Genomic DNA, 15,174 nt, shown 5'->3' with positions numbered 1-15,174 from the left:
TTCACGGCAGCCTATCGCATCGGCCCGAAAATCGAGATCGATTTTCGGAAAGCACGATGCGACAGGATACGAAGTTTTAGAGCGTACTTTGTGCGTCCAAGTGGACGCACGTCGCTCTAATGCGGGATCGATGCGGGCATCAAGATGACGGTGCATGTCACGAGTGCGATTGTGGACAGGCGATCAAAAAATAGGCACGATGCCTTTCGTACAGCATGACCCGTCCGGCCTTCGCGCCGCCATTGCACAGGCGGGCATTGCACAAGCGGGCGGTCCCGGCGCAACGCGCCGGTGGCATGTGTCTTGCTTCTTGAAACAATGGTGTCGAGCCCGCCGCGGAACGCGCCGGAGCGAACAAAGGGTGGTGTGGATGTACGGAAAACTGAAGATTTCGGCCGGCGCGATCGTGCTGCTTGGCGCAGGCACGCTTGCTGCGGCAGCGAACGAAAAAGTCACCTTCGGCACCAATTGGTTGGCCGAGCCGGAGCATGGCGGTTACTACCAGGCGGTGGCGGATGGCACCTATGCGGCCTGCGGCATCGACGTGACGATCATGCAGGGCGGCCCACAGGTCAGCGGCCGGCCGCTGCTGCTGGCCGGCAAGATCGATTTCTACATGGGCGGCAATTTGCTGTCGGCCTTCGATGCCGTGCAGCAAGGCATACCGATGCGCGTCGTGGCCGCCGACTTCCAGAAGGACCCGCAGGTCATCATGTCCCATCCCGGCCAGGGGCTGGACAAATGGGAAGACCTGAAGAACGCCGACCAGTACATCCTCGGCGACGAAGGTGCGCAGACCTTCTTCCAGTGGATGGTCACCGACCTTGGCTTCGATGCCGCCAAGCGCGTGCCATACACCTTCAACCCTGCGCCGTTCATCGCCAACAAGAAGTCGATCCAGCAGGGTTACGTCACCTCGGAGCCATTCGCCGTTCAGAAGCAGGGCGGTTTCACGCCGAACCAGTTCCTGCTGGCCGACTATGGCTGGGACACATATGCAACGACGGTCGAGACCATGCAGGAGACGATCGACAAGCGGCCCGAGGTGGTCCAGTGCTTCGTCGATGGTTCGGCCAAGGGCTGGTACAATTATCTCTACGGCGACAACAAGGCCGCCAACGAAATGATCAAGAAGGAAAATCCGGACATGACGGATGAGCAGATCGCCTTCTCGATCGAGCAGTTGAAGAAGTTCGGCGTGGTCGATTCCGGCGACAGCGAAAAGCTCGGCATCGGCGCCATGACCGACGCGCGCATCCAGAGTTTTTACGACAAGATGGTCAAGGCCAAGGTCGCGCCGGCGGGCATCGACATCAAGAAGGCCTACACGCTTTCCTTCGTCAACAAGAGCGTCGGGCTCGACCTGAAGAAGTAGACCGTGAAGCTGGAGAAGGTGGCGCAACAGCCAGGAAGTGTACCGGGGCCGACGCTGTTGGCCCTGCGTGGCGTCGGCAAGGTTTTTTCCAACGGCGTCACCGCGCTCAGCAATGTCGAGCTGACGATCCGGGAAGGCGATTTCCTCAGCCTGCTCGGGCCGTCCGGCTGCGGCAAATCGACGGCGCTGCGGCTGATTGCCGGCCTGTCGACGCCGACCTCGGGCCTGCTCGACTGGCGCGGCAGCGGCGCCCGCGATCGTTCGAATATCGGCGACCGCTCGAATATCGGCTTCGTCTTCCAGGAGCCGACGCTGCTGCCCTGGGCCGACGTCTTCGACAATGTCTGGCTGCCGCTGCGGCTGAAGGGCGTGTCGCGGGCCAAGGCGGCACCGACGGTGATGGAGATGCTGGCGCGGGTTCACCTGACCGGCTTCGAGAAGGCGGTGCCGCGCGAACTGTCGGGCGGCATGAAGATGCGCGTCTCGATCGCCCGCGCCATGGTGACCAAGCCGCGGATTCTGTTGATGGACGAGCCGTTCGCGGCACTCGACGAGATCACCCGCTTCAAGCTCAACAATGACCTTCTGGAGCTATGGCAGGATGAGCGTTTCACCGTCGTTTTCGTCACCCACAGCGTCTTCGAAAGCGTTTTCCTCTCCAACCGTGTCGTCGTCATGGCGGCGCGGCCGGGCCGAGTGTTCGCCGAGCTTGCCGTCGACGCGCCCTATCCGCGCGACGAGGCGTTTCGCACCTCGCCCGACTATGCCGCGCTCTGCCGCCAGGCATCCGACGTGCTGATCGGCGCCATCAACTCAACTGCCGGACCGCATCATGACGGCCATTGAAGAACCAGTCCTGGCGCTCGACCCGGAGGAGGCGCGCCGCGTCCGCCAGGAGCGCTTCGAGCGCATCGGCAGATGGCTGCTGCCGCTGGCCATCATGATCCTGGCGATCTGGCTGTGGGACCGTGTCTGCGTCTGGAACGACATCCCGAAATACATCCTGCCGCGTCCCGGCGTGGTGCTGCAGACGTTGCATGACGATGCCGGGCTGCTGTTCTCCTCGCTGCTGGTGACACTCAGGATCACCTTCTTGAGCCTGCTTCTCGCCGTCATCGGCGGCGTCGGGCTGGCGGTGCTGTTCGCTCAGTCGAAATGGGTGGAGATGTCGTTCTTTCCGTTCGCCATCGTGCTGCAGGTGACGCCGATCGTCGCGATCTTTCCGCTGATCAACATCTATGTCGACAACCAGACGACAAAGCTTTTGCTTTGCGCCTGGATCGTCGCCTTCTTCCCAATCCTTTCCAACACCACGCTCGGCCTCAATTCGGTCGACCGCAATCTGCGCGACATGTTCAAGCTCAACGGTGCGACCCGCTGGCAGCAATTGCGCTACCTGCGGCTGCCGGCGGCGATGCCTTATTTCCTCGGTGGGCTGAAGATCGCCGGCGGGCTGTCGCTGATCGGCGCGGTGGTGGCCGAGTTCGTCGCCGGCGCCACCGGCCAGTCGTCCGGCCTCGCCTCGCGGATCATCGAGGCCGGCTACCGGCTCAACGCGCCAAGGCTGTTCGCCGCGCTGATCCTGATCTCGCTCACCGGCATCCTGATCTTCCTGGTTCTGTCGCTTGTATCGCATCTCATTTTGCGGCGCTGGCACGAGAGCGCGCTGAGGCAGGAGCGGTAGGCATGGTCGGCGCCGTTACCCCCCTCTGTCCTGCCGGACATCTCCCCCTCAAGGAGGGAGATTGGACCTCATTTCGGATTTCGCCAATTACTGACGTGGCAAGGCGTGTGCCCCGGTTGAAGCTGCCGATCTCCCCCCTTGAGTGGGAGATGTCCAGCAGGACAGAGGGGAGTGCGGCTTGATACCAGCCTCTGGTCCTTATCATCTTGCAAACGTTCGTGTTCATCAGTCGCTGACGCCAGGGCTTGCGGCTGCCTTCGATGCCGACGGCTTTGCGCTTACGGATATCGCCGTCGCCAATGGAAAAATCTCCAGCATTGCAGCACATCAGCGATCCAATGCACCGGCGGACGCCGTCGATCTCGGCGGCCGGATCGTCTTGCCCTGCTTCGTCGACTGCCACACCCATATCGACAAGGGCCATATCTGGCCTCGAAAGCCCAACCCGGACGGCACCTTCATGGGCGCGCTGAACGCAACGGGCGCCGATCGGGCGGCGCGCTGGAGCGCCGACGACGTTGCCCGCCGCATGGATTTTTCGCTGCGCTCGGCCTATGCGCATGGTACCAGGGCACTGCGCACGCATCTCGACAGCGTTGCGCCGCAGGAAGAGATCTCCTGGCCGGTGTTCGAGACGATGCGGGATGAATGGCGCGGCCGCATCGAGCTGCAGGCGGCCTGCCTGCTCGGCATCGAGGGCGTGCGCGACAGGAAATGGTTCGAGAGGCTGGCCAAGCGAGTGGCTGCGGCCAACGGCGTGCTCGGCGTCGTCACCTATATGGTACCGGATCTCGAAGAACTGCTTGACCAGGTATTTGCGCAGGCGATCAAGCACGGCCTCGACCTCGATTTCCATGCCGACGAGACCGACGATATCGCGGCGATCTCGTTGAAGAAAATCGCCGAAGCCGCCCTTTGGAACGGTTTCGAGGGGAACATCCTGGTCGGCCATTGCTGCTCGCTGGCGCGCCAGCCCGATCTCGACGTGCTCGACACGCTGGACAAGGTCGCCAAGGCCGGCCTGACGGTGGTGTCGCTGCCGATGTGCAATCTCTATCTGCAGGACCGGCGCGGCGACAACACCACGCCGCGCTGGCGCGGGGTGACGTTGCTGCACGAGATGAAGGCGCGCGGCATTGCCGTGGCCGTCGCCTCCGACAATACGCGCGACCCGTTCTACGCCTATGGCGATCTCGACATGCTTGAGGTTTACCGGATGGCGACGCGCATCCTGCATCTCGACCATCCCGTCGCCGACTGGCCGCAAGCGGTGACTTCGACGCCGGCCAAGGTGATGCGGCTCGACGGTTTCGGCACGCTTGCCGCCGGAGCGCCGGCCGATTTCGTCGTCTTCAAGGGACGGAGCTGGACGGAATTGCTGTCACGGCCCGAATCGGATCGCATCGTTGTACGCGACGGCCTGTCGATCGAGTGCCAGTTGCCCGATTATGCCGAACTCGATGATCTGATGGTGGAATGATGGATATTGCGGCGCTCAAGCGCGACCTGCACGGTTTGAAGATCGACGACCATCCGGCGATCGTCCAGCAGAAGAGCCGCGACTTCTACTGGTACAGCCCGGTGCTGAAGCAGCAGCTCGATCACGTCACCGGCGACCTGATCGTGACGCCGAAAACCGAAGACGAGGTCGTCCGCATTCTCGCCGCCTGTCACCGGCATGGCGTGCCGGTGACGCCGCGCGGCAGCGGTACCGGGAACTACGGCCAAGCGATGCCCTTGTCCGGCGGCGTCGTGCTCAATCTCGCCGAGATGAACGCGGTCAAGACGATCGCCCCCGGCCGTGTCGTCACTGGCCCCGGCGCCGTGCTCGCCGACATCGACAGAGCGACGCGGGCGCATTCCGGCCAGGAGCTCCGCATGTCGCCGTCGACCTACAACACGGCATCGATCGGCGGCTTCGTCGCCGGCGGCTCCGGCGGTATCGGCTCGATCCGCTGGGGCGGACTGCGCGATCTCGGCAATGTCATCCGGCTGAGGACCGTGACGATGGAGGCTGAGCCGCGTGTCATGGAGCTCACCGGCGAGGACGTGCTGAAGGTGATGCATGCCTACGGCACCAACGGCATCATCACCGAAGTCGAGATGCCGCTGACCGCCAGCTATGACTGGATCGACGTCATCGTCGGCTTCGACGATTTCATGGATGCGGCCGGCTTCGGCAACGACCTCGCCATCCAGGACGGCATACTGGCGAAACTGATCACGCCGATCGCAGCACCGATCCCCTACGATTATTTCAAGCGCCACCAGCGGTTTTTCCGGCGCGGCCAAAGCATCGTCGTCCTGATGATCGCACCGCATGCGATGGATGCCTTCCTCGCCTTCACGGCGCGCAGCAAGGGCGAGATTGTCTTCCGCGCGGACAAGGAGGCCGATCTCAAGGGGTTGCCGCCAGCTTATGAGCTGACCTGGAACCACACGACACTGCGTGCCATCCGGGTCGATCCGACGATCACCTACCTGCAGACCCGCTACCCGTCGCCGGACCACCTCGGCCACGTCAAGGCGATGGTCGATCGCTTCGGCGACGAGGTGCCGGCGCATCTCGAATTCATCCGCTTCGACGGCGCCATCGGCATCGCAGGGCTGCCGCTGGTGCGCTTCACCACGGCGGAGCGGCTCGACGAGATCATCCGCATCCACGAGGACAATGGCTGCTGGATCTTCAACCCGCACCGCTACACGCTGGAAGAAGGCGGCATGAAGCGCACCGACGAGGTGCAGCTCGCCTTCAAGCGCGAAACCGACCCGCAAGGGCTGCTCAATCCGGGCAAGATGATCGCCTGGGAGAACCCGGACTATGATTATCGCTCGGGCAAGTCGTTCCTGTTCAAGGGGCTGGAGAACGCGGGTTGAACATCCTCGTCCTCTACGCTCATCCGGTGGAGACCAGCTTCAATGCCGGCCTGCACCGGACCATCGTCGAGCGCCTGAAGGCGGCCGGCCATGTGGTCGACGACTGCGACCTCTATGCCGAGAATTTCGATCCCAGGCTGACGCGCGCCGAACGGATGTCCTATCACGACGAACGCAGCGACGGCGATCCGGCGTCGCCTTATGTCGAGCGCTTGCTGCGGGCCGAGGCGCTGGTGCTGTCGTTTCCGGTGTGGAACTTCGGCTATCCGGCCATTCTGAAAGGCTTTTTCGATCGCGTCTTCCTGCCCGGCGTGTCGTTCAAGCTGGTCGCCGGCAAGGTGCAGCCGTCACTGCACAATATTCGCAAGGTGGTCGCGGTCACGACCTATGGCGGAAGCCGGTTCCGAGCCATGCTGATGGGTGACCCGCCGCGCAAGCTGGTCAACCGGGTGCTACGTGCGACGATCAAGCCCGGCGGGTCGGTTTCCTACCTTGCGCATTACTCGATGAACCTCTCGACCGACGGCAGTCGGAAGAGATTCGTGGCGAAAGTCGCGGCCAGGATGGACGCGCTATGAGGTGCGCTACATCCGCACCCGTTCCGCCTTCGGATCGTACATCGGCTTAAGCGACGCCTCCGCCGCAAAGCGCTCGCCGGCGATCTCGATCTCGTAGGACGACGACAGGACATCCGCCTCGCTCTCGCCCTTGCAAGGCACGTAACCAAGCCCGATAGCGCCGCCGAGATGATGGCCGTAATTGCCCGAGGTGATCGGACCGACAATCCTGCCGTCGCGCAGGATCGCCTCGTTGTGGAGGAGCAGCGGCTCGGTGTCGTTCAGGCGGAACTGCACCAGCCGGCGTGACAGGCCGGTTTCTTTCTTCTTCAGCACCGCATCGCGGCCGAGGAAGTCTCCCTTGGCCGTCTTCACGGCAAAGCCGAGGCCGGCCTCAAGCACATTGTCTTCGTCGGTGATGTCGTCGCCGAAATGCCTGAAGGCCTTTTCGATGCGGCAGGAATCCAGTGTGTGCAGGCCGCATAGCTTCAGGCCGACGTCGGCGCCGGCTTCTTCTATCGCCTCGAAGACGTGGGCGGCCTGATCGGTCGAGACATAGAGCTCCCAGCCGAGCTCGCCGACATAGGTGACGCGGTGGGCGCGGGCCAGCCCCATGCCGATTTCGATCTCCTGAAACGTCCCGAACGGGTTGTTTTCGTTTGAAAAATCGTTGGGGCTCACCCTTTGAATCAGCTTTCTCGCATCCGGGCCCATCAGGCAGAGCACGGCTTCGGCAGCGGTCACATCGGTGATGACGACGAACTCGTCGGCAAGGTGTTTTCGCAGCCAGGCCAAATCGCGCTGCAGCGTCGCACCGGGCACGACGAGGAAGAAGGCTGTTTCAGACAGCCGCGAGACGGTGAGGTCGCTCTCGATGCCACCGCGCTGGTTGAGCATCTGGGTATAGACGATCTTGCCCGGCGCCACATCCATGTCGTTGGCGCAGAGCCTTTGCAGGAAGGCGCAGGCGTCGCGGCCTTCGACGCGGATCTTGCCGAACGAGGTCATGTCGAACAGGCCGACGCCGTTCCTGACCGCCAGATGCTCCTCGCGCTGGTTGTCGAACCAGTTCTGCCGTTTCCAGGAATAGCGGTATTCGCGCTCCTGGCCGGGCCTAGCGAACCAGTTGGCGCGCTCCCAGCCGGCGACCTCGCCGAACACCGCACCGCGCGCCTGCAGATGCTCATGGAGCGGCGAGCGCCTTATGTTCCGCGAAGTCGCCATCTGCCGGTAGGGGAAATGATCGGCGTAGAGCAGGCCGAGCGTTTCGGAGACGCGCTCCTTGAGATACCGGCGGTTCTTCTGGAACGGCTGGGCGCGGCGGATGTCGACCTCCCAGAGATCGAAAGGCGCCTCGCCGTCATTGATCCATTGCGCCAGCGCCATGCCGGCGCCACCGGAGGAGACGATGCCGATCGAATTGTAGCCGGTCGCCATCCAGTAGCCGGAAAGCTCCGGCGCCTCGCCGAGATAGTAGCGATCGTCGGGCGTGAAGCTTTCGGGGCCGTTGAAGAAGGTGTGGATGCCGGCGGTGGCCAGCATCGGCATGCGGTTGACGCCCATTTCGAGGATCGGCTCGAAATGATCCATGTCCGCGGGCAACTGGTCGAAGCAGAAATCCTCGCTTATGCCGTTCATGCCCCACGGCTTGGCTACCGGTTCGAAGGCGCCGAGCATGATCTTGCCGGCATCTTCCTTGTAGTAGGCGCACTCGTCCGGGACGCGCAGCACCGGCAGGCGGGAAAGCCCGGCGATCGGCTCGGTGACGAGATAGAAATGTTCGCAGGCGTGCAGCGGGATGGTGACGCCGTTCTGGGCGCCAAGCTCGCGTGCCCACATGCCGGCGCAGTTGACGACGATGTCGGTATCGATCGTGCCTTGCTCGTCGCCCTGCGCCCAGGACACCCCGGTGACGCGGCCGGCCCTGGTATGGACCTTGGTCACCTTCACATTCTCGACGATCGTCGCACCACGCTGGCGCGCGCCCTTGGCCAAGGCCATGGCGATGTTGGCGGGGTCGCACTGGCCGTCGAGCGGCAGATGCACGGCGCCGACCACATCGGATACATTGAGATGCGGGTACATCTGCTTGACTTCACCCGGCGAAATCTCGCGCACGTCGACATCGAAGGCGCGGGCGAGAGACGCCTGCCGATAGATCTCGTGCTTGCGCTCCTCGGTCAGCGCCACGGTGATCGAGCCGACCTGGCGCATGCCGGTGCCGACATCGGTCTCGGCCTCGAGCTTGACGTAGAGGTCGGCCGAATATTTCGCCAGCCGAGTCATGTTCTGCGAGCCGCGCAATTGGCCGATCAGGCCGGCAGCGTGCCATGTCGTGCCTGACGTCAGCTGCTTGCGCTCGAGCAGCACGATATCGGTCCAGCCGAGTTTGGCCAGATGATAGGCGACCGAGCAACCGGAGACGCCGCCGCCGATGATGACCGCCCTTGCTTTGGGAGGAATGGCCTTGGTCGGAATGGCTTTGGTGGGCGGGGCGCTCATGCGGCCTCGCGGCGATAGCTGGATGCGAAGCGGCGCAGGCGTGTGGCAGCCTCCATCAGCACCGGCTCAGGCTGGCAGAGGCTGAAGCGGATGTGGCCTGCTGCGGCCGCGCCGAAGCTCGAGCCGGGCATAACGCCGACCTTCTCCTGGTCGAGGAAAGCCCAGGCGAATTTTTCGTCGTCCGGCTCGATCGCCGATATGTCGAGCATCACATACATGCCGCCTTCGGAGCCGCGCACGGTGACGTTGTTCATACCGCGCATGGCATCGAGAACGACGGCGCGCCTCGCGGCATAGCGCTCGGCGATCTCCTCGACGCCGTAGCCGTTTTCGAGCGCCTCGGCGCAGGCGAGGCTGATGAAGGCCGGCAGGCCGTAGGTCATCACCAGATTGAGGTCGGTCAGCAGCGAGATCATCTCCTCGGGCCCGGTCAGCCAGCCCATGCGCCAGCCGGTCATGCCGTGGCTCTTGGACATCGAATTGATGACTAGCGTGCGTTCCGTCATGCCAGGCAGCGAGCGTGGTGAGACGTGCTCGCCGCGGCCCAGCGTCCAGTAGACCTCGTCCGACAGGAGCCAAAGGTCATGCTCGCGGCAGATCTGCGCCAGCTCTTCCAGGCGCTCGCGCGAATAGACGGCGCCCGTGGGATTGTTCGGCGTGTTGATCAGGATGGCGCGGGTGTTCGGCCGAAGGGCGGCGCGGATGTCGGCGGCGCGCGGCTGAAAGCTGTCTTCGGCGGGGGTCTCGACGACGCTGAACTCGGCGCCCGCCGCACTGAAGGTATTCGGATAGGTGGCGTAATAGGGCGCTACGACGATGGCATGGTCGCCCTGGTCGAGAACCGCTTGAATGGCCGCGTAAAGCGCGGCCTGCCCGCCCGGCGTGGCGATGACCTGGTCGGGGCTGGTCGCAACCCCGGTGCACTGCGTCGAGGCCGCCGCCATCGCCTTGCGCAGACGTGGAACGCCGGCAAGCGGCGTGTAGTGGTGATTGCTGGCGCGGACGGCCGTCACACAGGCTTCGATCGTCTCGCCCGGCGTGTCGAAATCATGGTCGCCGACCGATAGCATGATGATGTCCTCGCCAGCCTGCTTGCGCGCCCAGGCAGCGGAATGAACCTCCCAGCCATCCTTGCCCGAAGGCACGATGCCGGAAATGCGCGATGATGGTCTGGGCATTATGCTACTCCCGAAATTTCGTAGCCGGCTTGTTCGAGCCGGTCGCGCAGCGCGGCGATGTGGGCCGGTCCGACTTCGCAGCAGCCGCCGACGATGCCGGCGCCAGCCTCGACCCAGCCGATCGCCTGGCCGGCATAGGCATCCGGATCGAGGTCGTGGCGGGCGTGCAGCACTTCCACGGTGCCGCCATGCTTGAGTGCCTCGACCGAGGTGAAACCGTTGGCATAGGCGCCGACCGGCCCGCCGAGGGCGATCAGTTCGGGGAGCGCTGCAGCGATCGCCTCGGGCCGGCAGCAATTGATCAGCCGGGCCGCGACGGGCAGGCCGTCGAGAGCGCTTGCCGCCGCCGCAATGGCTTCGCCGCTGCGCAGGCGCGGTGCGCCGTGGTCGGCGAGCGTCCACGACACCCATACAGGCTTGCCGCTTTCCAACGCCGCGGTGACGGCGGCGCGCGCCTCTTCGGCCGACGCCATGGTTTCGCACAGAAACAGATCGACGCCGTCCGTCTGCTCGGCAACGATACGGCGATAGACATCGAGCGTATCCTGGAAGGATATCGTCAGTGCTGGCGCATAGCTGCCGAACAGCGGCGACAGGCAGCCGGCGATCGCCGCGTCGCCGGCCTGGTCGCGTGCTTGCCTTGCCAGTTCGATGCCGCGCTTCTGCAACGGCTTGAACAGCTCTTCCGCGCCTTCGCGCGCCAGCCGCTCCGGCGTTGCGGAATAAGTGTTGACGGTGATGACGCGGGCGCCGGCGCGGATAAATTCGGCATGCAGGTCGCGCACCAGATCCGGTTCGTCGATGAGCACCCTGGCCGACCACAGCGGCGTCGGCTCGGAGCTGCTGCGGCGGACCAGCTCTTGGCCCATGCCGCCATCGGTGAGGATCACTTTCTTCATGCTCTGAGCCTCTCGTTCTTTGGATCCCATAACGGCTCATCCTCCTGCACGACCGCCCGAAAACGTTCGCCGAAGATCTCGACCTCGACCGCCGTTCCCGGCTCGGTCAGGTCGGCGCGCAGCATGCCGAGCGCGATCGATTTGTCGATACGATGACCCCAGCCGCCGGACGTCGTCTCGCCGACGATCCGGCCGTCACGCCACAGCGTCGACATATAAGGCGCATCGCAGTCGCCGGGGTTTTCGACGATAAGCGTGACGAAGCGCTTCTTGACGCCCTGCTGCTTCTCGTTCTGCAGCGCTGCCTTGCCGCGGAAGTCAGGCTTGTCCCATCTGACGAAGCGCTCCAGCCCGCCCTGCAGGATCGAATAGGCGGTCGACAGGTCGCCCTTCCAGGTGCGGTAACCTTTTTCGAGCCGCAGCGAATCCAGCGCGTACATGCCGAACGGTTTCAGGCCGTGCTTCTGGCCAGCTGCCCAGACGGTGTCGAAGATCGCTGCAGTATCATCGATCTTGCTGTGGATTTCCCAGCCGAGCTCGCCCGCGAAGGACACGCGCACCAGCTTTGCCCAACGTCCGGCGATACTGGTCTCCTGATGCGTCAGCCAGGGCAGGGTGAGGTCGGCCGCGCAGAGTTCGGCCAGGATTTTTCGCGAGTTGGGACCGGCGAGGATCTGGGTAGAGTATTCCTCCGTCCTGTCGATCAGCTTGAATGCGGCGTCCTTCGGGATGCGCGATTTCAGCCATTCGAAATCGTGCCACTGAGCCACCGCGGCGGTGATCAGCGTCATCAGGTTCTCGTCGTGGCGGACCACCGACATTTCGGTGACGATGCGGCCGTTGTCGTCGGCAAAATAGACGAGGCCGATGCGGCCGGGTTTCGGCACCAGGCCCGTGACCTGGAGGCTGAGCCATTCGGCGGCACCTGGACCGTCGAGATTGAAACGGGAAAAACCCGGCAGGTCCAAGATGCCGGCGGCATCGCGGACGGCAAGGCATTCTTCGCGCACACGATGCTGCCAGGGGCCGTCACGGCGGAAAGTCAGCGTGGCTTCTTCGGAGACGTCGTCACCGGGCTGCGCATACCAGGTGGCGCGTTCCCAGCCATTATAGGCATCGAACTGGGCGCCGAGTGCCTTGATGCGGCCGTGGAGCGGCGACAGCTTGCGATCGCGTCCGGCCGGCCAGGCATGGCGCGGGAACTGGATGGCGTATTCGTTGCCGTAGATTTCCATGCCCTTGGCAACGCAATAATCCGGAGCCGAGGCGAAGGCGGTGAAACGGCGCGGATCGCAGGACCACATATCCCATTCGGTCTGGCCCTCGGTCACCCATTCGGCCAGCACCTTGCCGGCGCCGCCGCCCTGGGCGATGCCGAAGGTGAAGACGCAGGCCTCGAAGGCGTTGGGCACGCCGGGCATCGACCCGATCAGCGGGTTGCCGTCCGGCGCATAGGGGATCGGCCCGTTGATGACCTTGGATAGGCCGGCGGTGCCGAGGATCGGCACGCGGGCGACAGCATCGGCCAGGTAATCTTCCAGCCGATCGAGATCGTCGGGAAACAGCTGGAACGAAAAGTCGTCGGGCATCGGGTCGTTGTGGCCGACCCAGTGGGCGCGGCAATTGCGCTCATAAGGGCCGAGATTCATGCCGTTCTTTTCCTGGCGCAGATAATAGGACGTATCGACGTCGCGCAGCAGCGGCAGCTTCTTGCCCTTTTCCTTCGACCACGCCGCCAGTTCGGGGATTTCCTCGAACAGGATATATTGATGGCTCATCACCATCATCGGCACCTCGCGGCCGAACATCCTGCCGATCTCGGCGGCGCGGTATCCGGCGGCGTTGACGACGATCTCGCAGCGGATCTCGCCTTGCGCCGTCTCGACCACCCACTCGTCGTTTTCTCGGCGCACGCCGGTGACCGGGCAGAAACGGATGATCTTCGCGCCCATGTCGCGGGCACCTTTAGCCAGCGCCTGGGTCAATTGCGCCGGGTCGATATCGCCGTCATTCGGATCGTAGAGCGCGCCTTTCAGATCATGCGTCTCGATGAAGGGGTAACGACGCTTGATCTCGTCGAGCCCGACGACATCGATGTCCATGCCCTGGTAGCGGCCCATGCCCTTGGCGCGCTGGAATTCCTGCATGCGCTCCGCGCTATGGGCTAGCCTGAGCGAGCCGGTGACGTGGTAGTTCATGGGATAGCCGACCTCGTCGCCCAGCCGGCGATAGAGTTCCGTCGAATATCGCTGCATGTTCATCAGCGACCATGACGAGGAGAAAGTCGGCACGTTGCCGGCGGCATGCCAGGTCGAGCCGGAAGTCAGCTCGTTCTTCTCCAGAAGCACGCAGTCGATCCAGCCCGCTTTGGCGAGATGATAGAGCGAGGAGGCGCCGACGACACCGCCTCCGATGATCACAACGCGTGCCGTGGTCGGCAAACCGGCCATGTTCTTCTCCGACTATTTGTTTTGATGCATGTCGTTGTCCCAAACCGCCACGCACTTTTGGGCGACATGCATTCGTTCAGTAGACAGGCGGCGAAACCACCCAGATGACGACAGCCGGCTCGGCTCCAGGATTGCGCCAGCGGAACGGCTTGCCGTCGAAGCGGAAGGAGTCGCCTTCGCCAAGCCGGTGCCAGACGCCAGCAATTTCGATGTCGAAGCTGCCGGAAGCGACGTAGCCGGCTTCCTCGGTCGGCCGGCGCGCCTCGGTCTTCATCTCGGCACCCGGGGCGAAGGCCGAACGCAGCATCTCGAAGCTACCGCCGAGATCTGGCGACAGCAGCTCCTCCACCAGGCCAGAATCGCTTGTGCCAAGCACGCGTCGGCTGCCGGCGCGCACGACCACGCCGCGCTCGGTCTCGACAGGCACGTCATGGCTGAAGAACAGGCTGACCGGCACGCCGAACAATTCGGCGAAGGCTCTGAGGTCGCCGAGCGACGGGATCGACAGGCCGCGCTCGACCTGGCTGACCCAGCCGACGGAGCGGCCGAGCTTGAGGCCGGTCTCGGCAAGCGTCAGTCCGCGCGCCTTGCGCAACGCGCGGATGTCGCCGGCCAGCAGCCGTTCGCCGCTGTCTTGTTCCGATCTGGCCGCGGTTGAGGGCAAAGCTGTCCCTGTTTCGGTGAAAAATTCCCAGCAAATTTCATGTGAAGGCACGTTTGTGAAAAAATCAAGAGGATTTTCATGCGCCCACAAGATTTACTTGCGCCATTTTGACGGTTCGGGCAAAGGCTCGGCGCACGAGCGGCGAGTGGGGCGTCCGGTCGAGGCGGATAGGCTTATCGGGCGTTCAAAAAGACGCGCAAGGATGCTCCATCACTTCTAGTCGGCGCATGATCCTTCCGGAGAATCGGGTTCGGGATCATACGCAAAGGGACGGCCATGCTGGAAAACAACTCCCGGATTGCGGCGGCGATCGTCGATGACGCGATCACCTCGCGCCGATCGGTACGCGCCTTCTTGCCCGATATGATCGACGACGACACCATCCGCGATATTCTCGCCGTTGCCGCGCGCGCGCCCTCAGGCACCAACATGCAGCCCTGGAAGGTCTATGTGACCAAGGGGGAGGTCAAGCAGCGCATCACCGATGCCATCCTCAGCTCGGGCATCCGCGCCGAAAAGGCGGAATGGGACGAATATCGCTATTATCCCGACCAGTTCTTCGAACCCTATCTGACGCGGCGGCGGGCCAACGGCTTCGGTCTCTACGGCGTGCTCGGCATCGGCCGGCGCGAGGTCGACAGGATGCGCGCGCAGCACGACCGCAACTTCATCTTCTTCGATGCGCCGGTCGGCATGATCTTCACCGTCGACCGGCGGCTGAACAAAGGGTCGTGGATCGACTACGGCATGTTCCTGCAAAACATCATGGTCGCGGCGCGGGGCAGGGGCCTGCACACCTGTCCGCAAGCTGCCTTCGCGCCGTATCACCGGCAGATCAGGCCGGTGCTCAACATTCCCGACGAGGAGATCGTCGTCTGCGGCATGGCGCTCGGCCATGAGGACACGTCCAAGCCCGAAAACGCATTCCGCACCGACCGCGCGCCGCTGGAAGAGTGGGTGACGTTCGCCAGCTAACGTGGCGACGCGC

The 15,174-nt window shown here is 63.7% G+C and carries 12 protein-coding genes; 7 read left to right on the top strand and 5 right to left on the bottom strand.

Annotation, left to right across the window (positions count from 1 at the left end; genetic code table 11):
* The first annotated feature begins 370 nt into the window (after positions 1–370).
* The 6 genes from NKH98_RS06275 to NKH98_RS06250 all read left to right on the top strand — a co-directional run bounded on the left by NKH98_RS06275 (position 371) and on the right by NKH98_RS06250 (position 6,514).
* A complete protein-coding gene (locus tag NKH98_RS06275; RefSeq protein ID WP_352805214.1) occupies positions 371–1,375 on the top strand; it encodes an ABC transporter substrate-binding protein in 1,005 nt (334 codons plus the stop codon).
* Positions 1,376–1,378: 3 nt separating this feature from the next.
* The gene (locus NKH98_RS06270; protein WP_352646963.1) at positions 1,379–2,221 is read left to right on the top strand and encodes an ABC transporter ATP-binding protein; all 843 of its coding nucleotides are present in this window, start codon (positions 1,379–1,381) and stop codon (positions 2,219–2,221) included.
* Entirely contained in the window at positions 2,208–3,059 is an 852-nt protein-coding gene (locus tag NKH98_RS06265) for an ABC transporter permease (RefSeq protein WP_254818144.1), read from the top strand. Before NKH98_RS06270 ends, NKH98_RS06265 begins: the two co-directional genes overlap by 14 nt.
* Before the next feature lie 178 nt (positions 3,060–3,237).
* Positions 3,238–4,539 carry a cytosine deaminase gene (locus NKH98_RS06260; protein WP_352805209.1) on the top strand — a complete coding sequence of 434 codons (1,302 nt, stop codon included), beginning with the start codon at positions 3,238–3,240 and terminating at the stop codon, positions 4,537–4,539.
* Positions 4,536–5,936, top strand: coding sequence for an FAD-binding oxidoreductase (locus NKH98_RS06255; protein WP_502894201.1), 1,401 nt, complete (start codon positions 4,536–4,538; stop codon positions 5,934–5,936). Before NKH98_RS06260 ends, NKH98_RS06255 begins: the two co-directional genes overlap by 4 nt.
* Positions 5,933–6,514, top strand: coding sequence for an NAD(P)H-dependent oxidoreductase (locus tag NKH98_RS06250; protein ID WP_352897203.1), 582 nt, complete (start codon positions 5,933–5,935; stop codon positions 6,512–6,514). Before NKH98_RS06255 ends, NKH98_RS06250 begins: the two co-directional genes overlap by 4 nt.
* Positions 6,515–6,520: 6 nt before the next feature.
* Here the strand turns inward: NKH98_RS06250 and NKH98_RS06245 are convergent, their stop codons facing one another.
* From NKH98_RS06245 to NKH98_RS06225, 5 genes are all read right to left on the bottom strand, one after another.
* The gene (locus NKH98_RS06245) at positions 6,521–8,995 is read right to left on the bottom strand and encodes a GcvT family protein (protein ID WP_352897201.1); all 2,475 of its coding nucleotides are present in this window, start codon (positions 8,993–8,995) and stop codon (positions 6,521–6,523) included.
* Complete coding sequence (locus NKH98_RS06240) at positions 8,992–10,173, bottom strand: pyridoxal phosphate-dependent aminotransferase (protein WP_352477581.1); 1,182 nt, start codon at positions 10,171–10,173, stop codon at positions 8,992–8,994. Before NKH98_RS06240 ends, NKH98_RS06245 begins: the two co-directional genes overlap by 4 nt.
* Positions 10,173–11,072 carry a homocysteine S-methyltransferase family protein gene (locus NKH98_RS06235; RefSeq protein WP_352897198.1) on the bottom strand — a complete coding sequence of 300 codons (900 nt, stop codon included), beginning with the start codon at positions 11,070–11,072 and terminating at the stop codon, positions 10,173–10,175. The genes NKH98_RS06240 and NKH98_RS06235 overlap by 1 nt, the downstream gene beginning before the upstream one ends.
* Complete coding sequence (locus NKH98_RS06230) at positions 11,069–13,522, bottom strand: GcvT family protein (RefSeq protein WP_352897196.1); 2,454 nt, start codon at positions 13,520–13,522, stop codon at positions 11,069–11,071. Before NKH98_RS06230 ends, NKH98_RS06235 begins: the two co-directional genes overlap by 4 nt.
* Positions 13,523–13,598: 76 nt before the next feature.
* Complete coding sequence (locus tag NKH98_RS06225) at positions 13,599–14,186, bottom strand: helix-turn-helix domain-containing protein (protein WP_352799670.1); 588 nt, start codon at positions 14,184–14,186, stop codon at positions 13,599–13,601.
* Positions 14,187–14,462: 276 nt separating this feature from the next.
* Between NKH98_RS06225 and NKH98_RS06220 the strand changes: the two genes are divergently transcribed.
* Positions 14,463–15,161, top strand: a complete 699-nt coding sequence (locus NKH98_RS06220; protein WP_254818152.1) for a nitroreductase — start codon at positions 14,463–14,465, stop codon at positions 15,159–15,161.
* Positions 15,162–15,174: the final 13 nt, after the last annotated feature.

The organism is Mesorhizobium sp. M0833 (assembly GCF_040319905.1).
Classification (GTDB): Bacteria; Pseudomonadota; Alphaproteobacteria; order Rhizobiales; family Rhizobiaceae; genus Mesorhizobium.
This window is presented reverse-complemented; position numbering and strand designations above follow the sequence as displayed.

Excerpts from the sequence above, each read along its gene's own strand:
- NKH98_RS06255 (WP_502894201.1), top strand. The coding sequence starts at position 4,536 with ATGATGGATATTGCGGCGCTCAAGCGCGACCTGCACGGTTTGAAGATC.
- NKH98_RS06230 (WP_352897196.1), bottom strand. The coding sequence starts at position 13,522 with ATGGCCGGTTTGCCGACCACGGCACGCGTTGTGATCATCGGAGGCGGT.
- NKH98_RS06265 (WP_254818144.1), top strand. The coding sequence starts at position 2,208 with ATGACGGCCATTGAAGAACCAGTCCTGGCGCTCGACCCGGAGGAGGCG.
- NKH98_RS06275 (WP_352805214.1), top strand. The coding sequence starts at position 371 with ATGTACGGAAAACTGAAGATTTCGGCCGGCGCGATCGTGCTGCTTGGC.
- NKH98_RS06240 (WP_352477581.1), bottom strand. The coding sequence starts at position 10,173 with ATGCCCAGACCATCATCGCGCATTTCCGGCATCGTGCCTTCGGGCAAG.
- NKH98_RS06245 (WP_352897201.1), bottom strand. The coding sequence starts at position 8,995 with ATGAGCGCCCCGCCCACCAAAGCCATTCCGACCAAGGCCATTCCTCCC.
- NKH98_RS06220 (WP_254818152.1), top strand. The coding sequence starts at position 14,463 with ATGCTGGAAAACAACTCCCGGATTGCGGCGGCGATCGTCGATGACGCG.
- NKH98_RS06235 (WP_352897198.1), bottom strand. The coding sequence starts at position 11,072 with ATGAAGAAAGTGATCCTCACCGATGGCGGCATGGGCCAAGAGCTGGTC.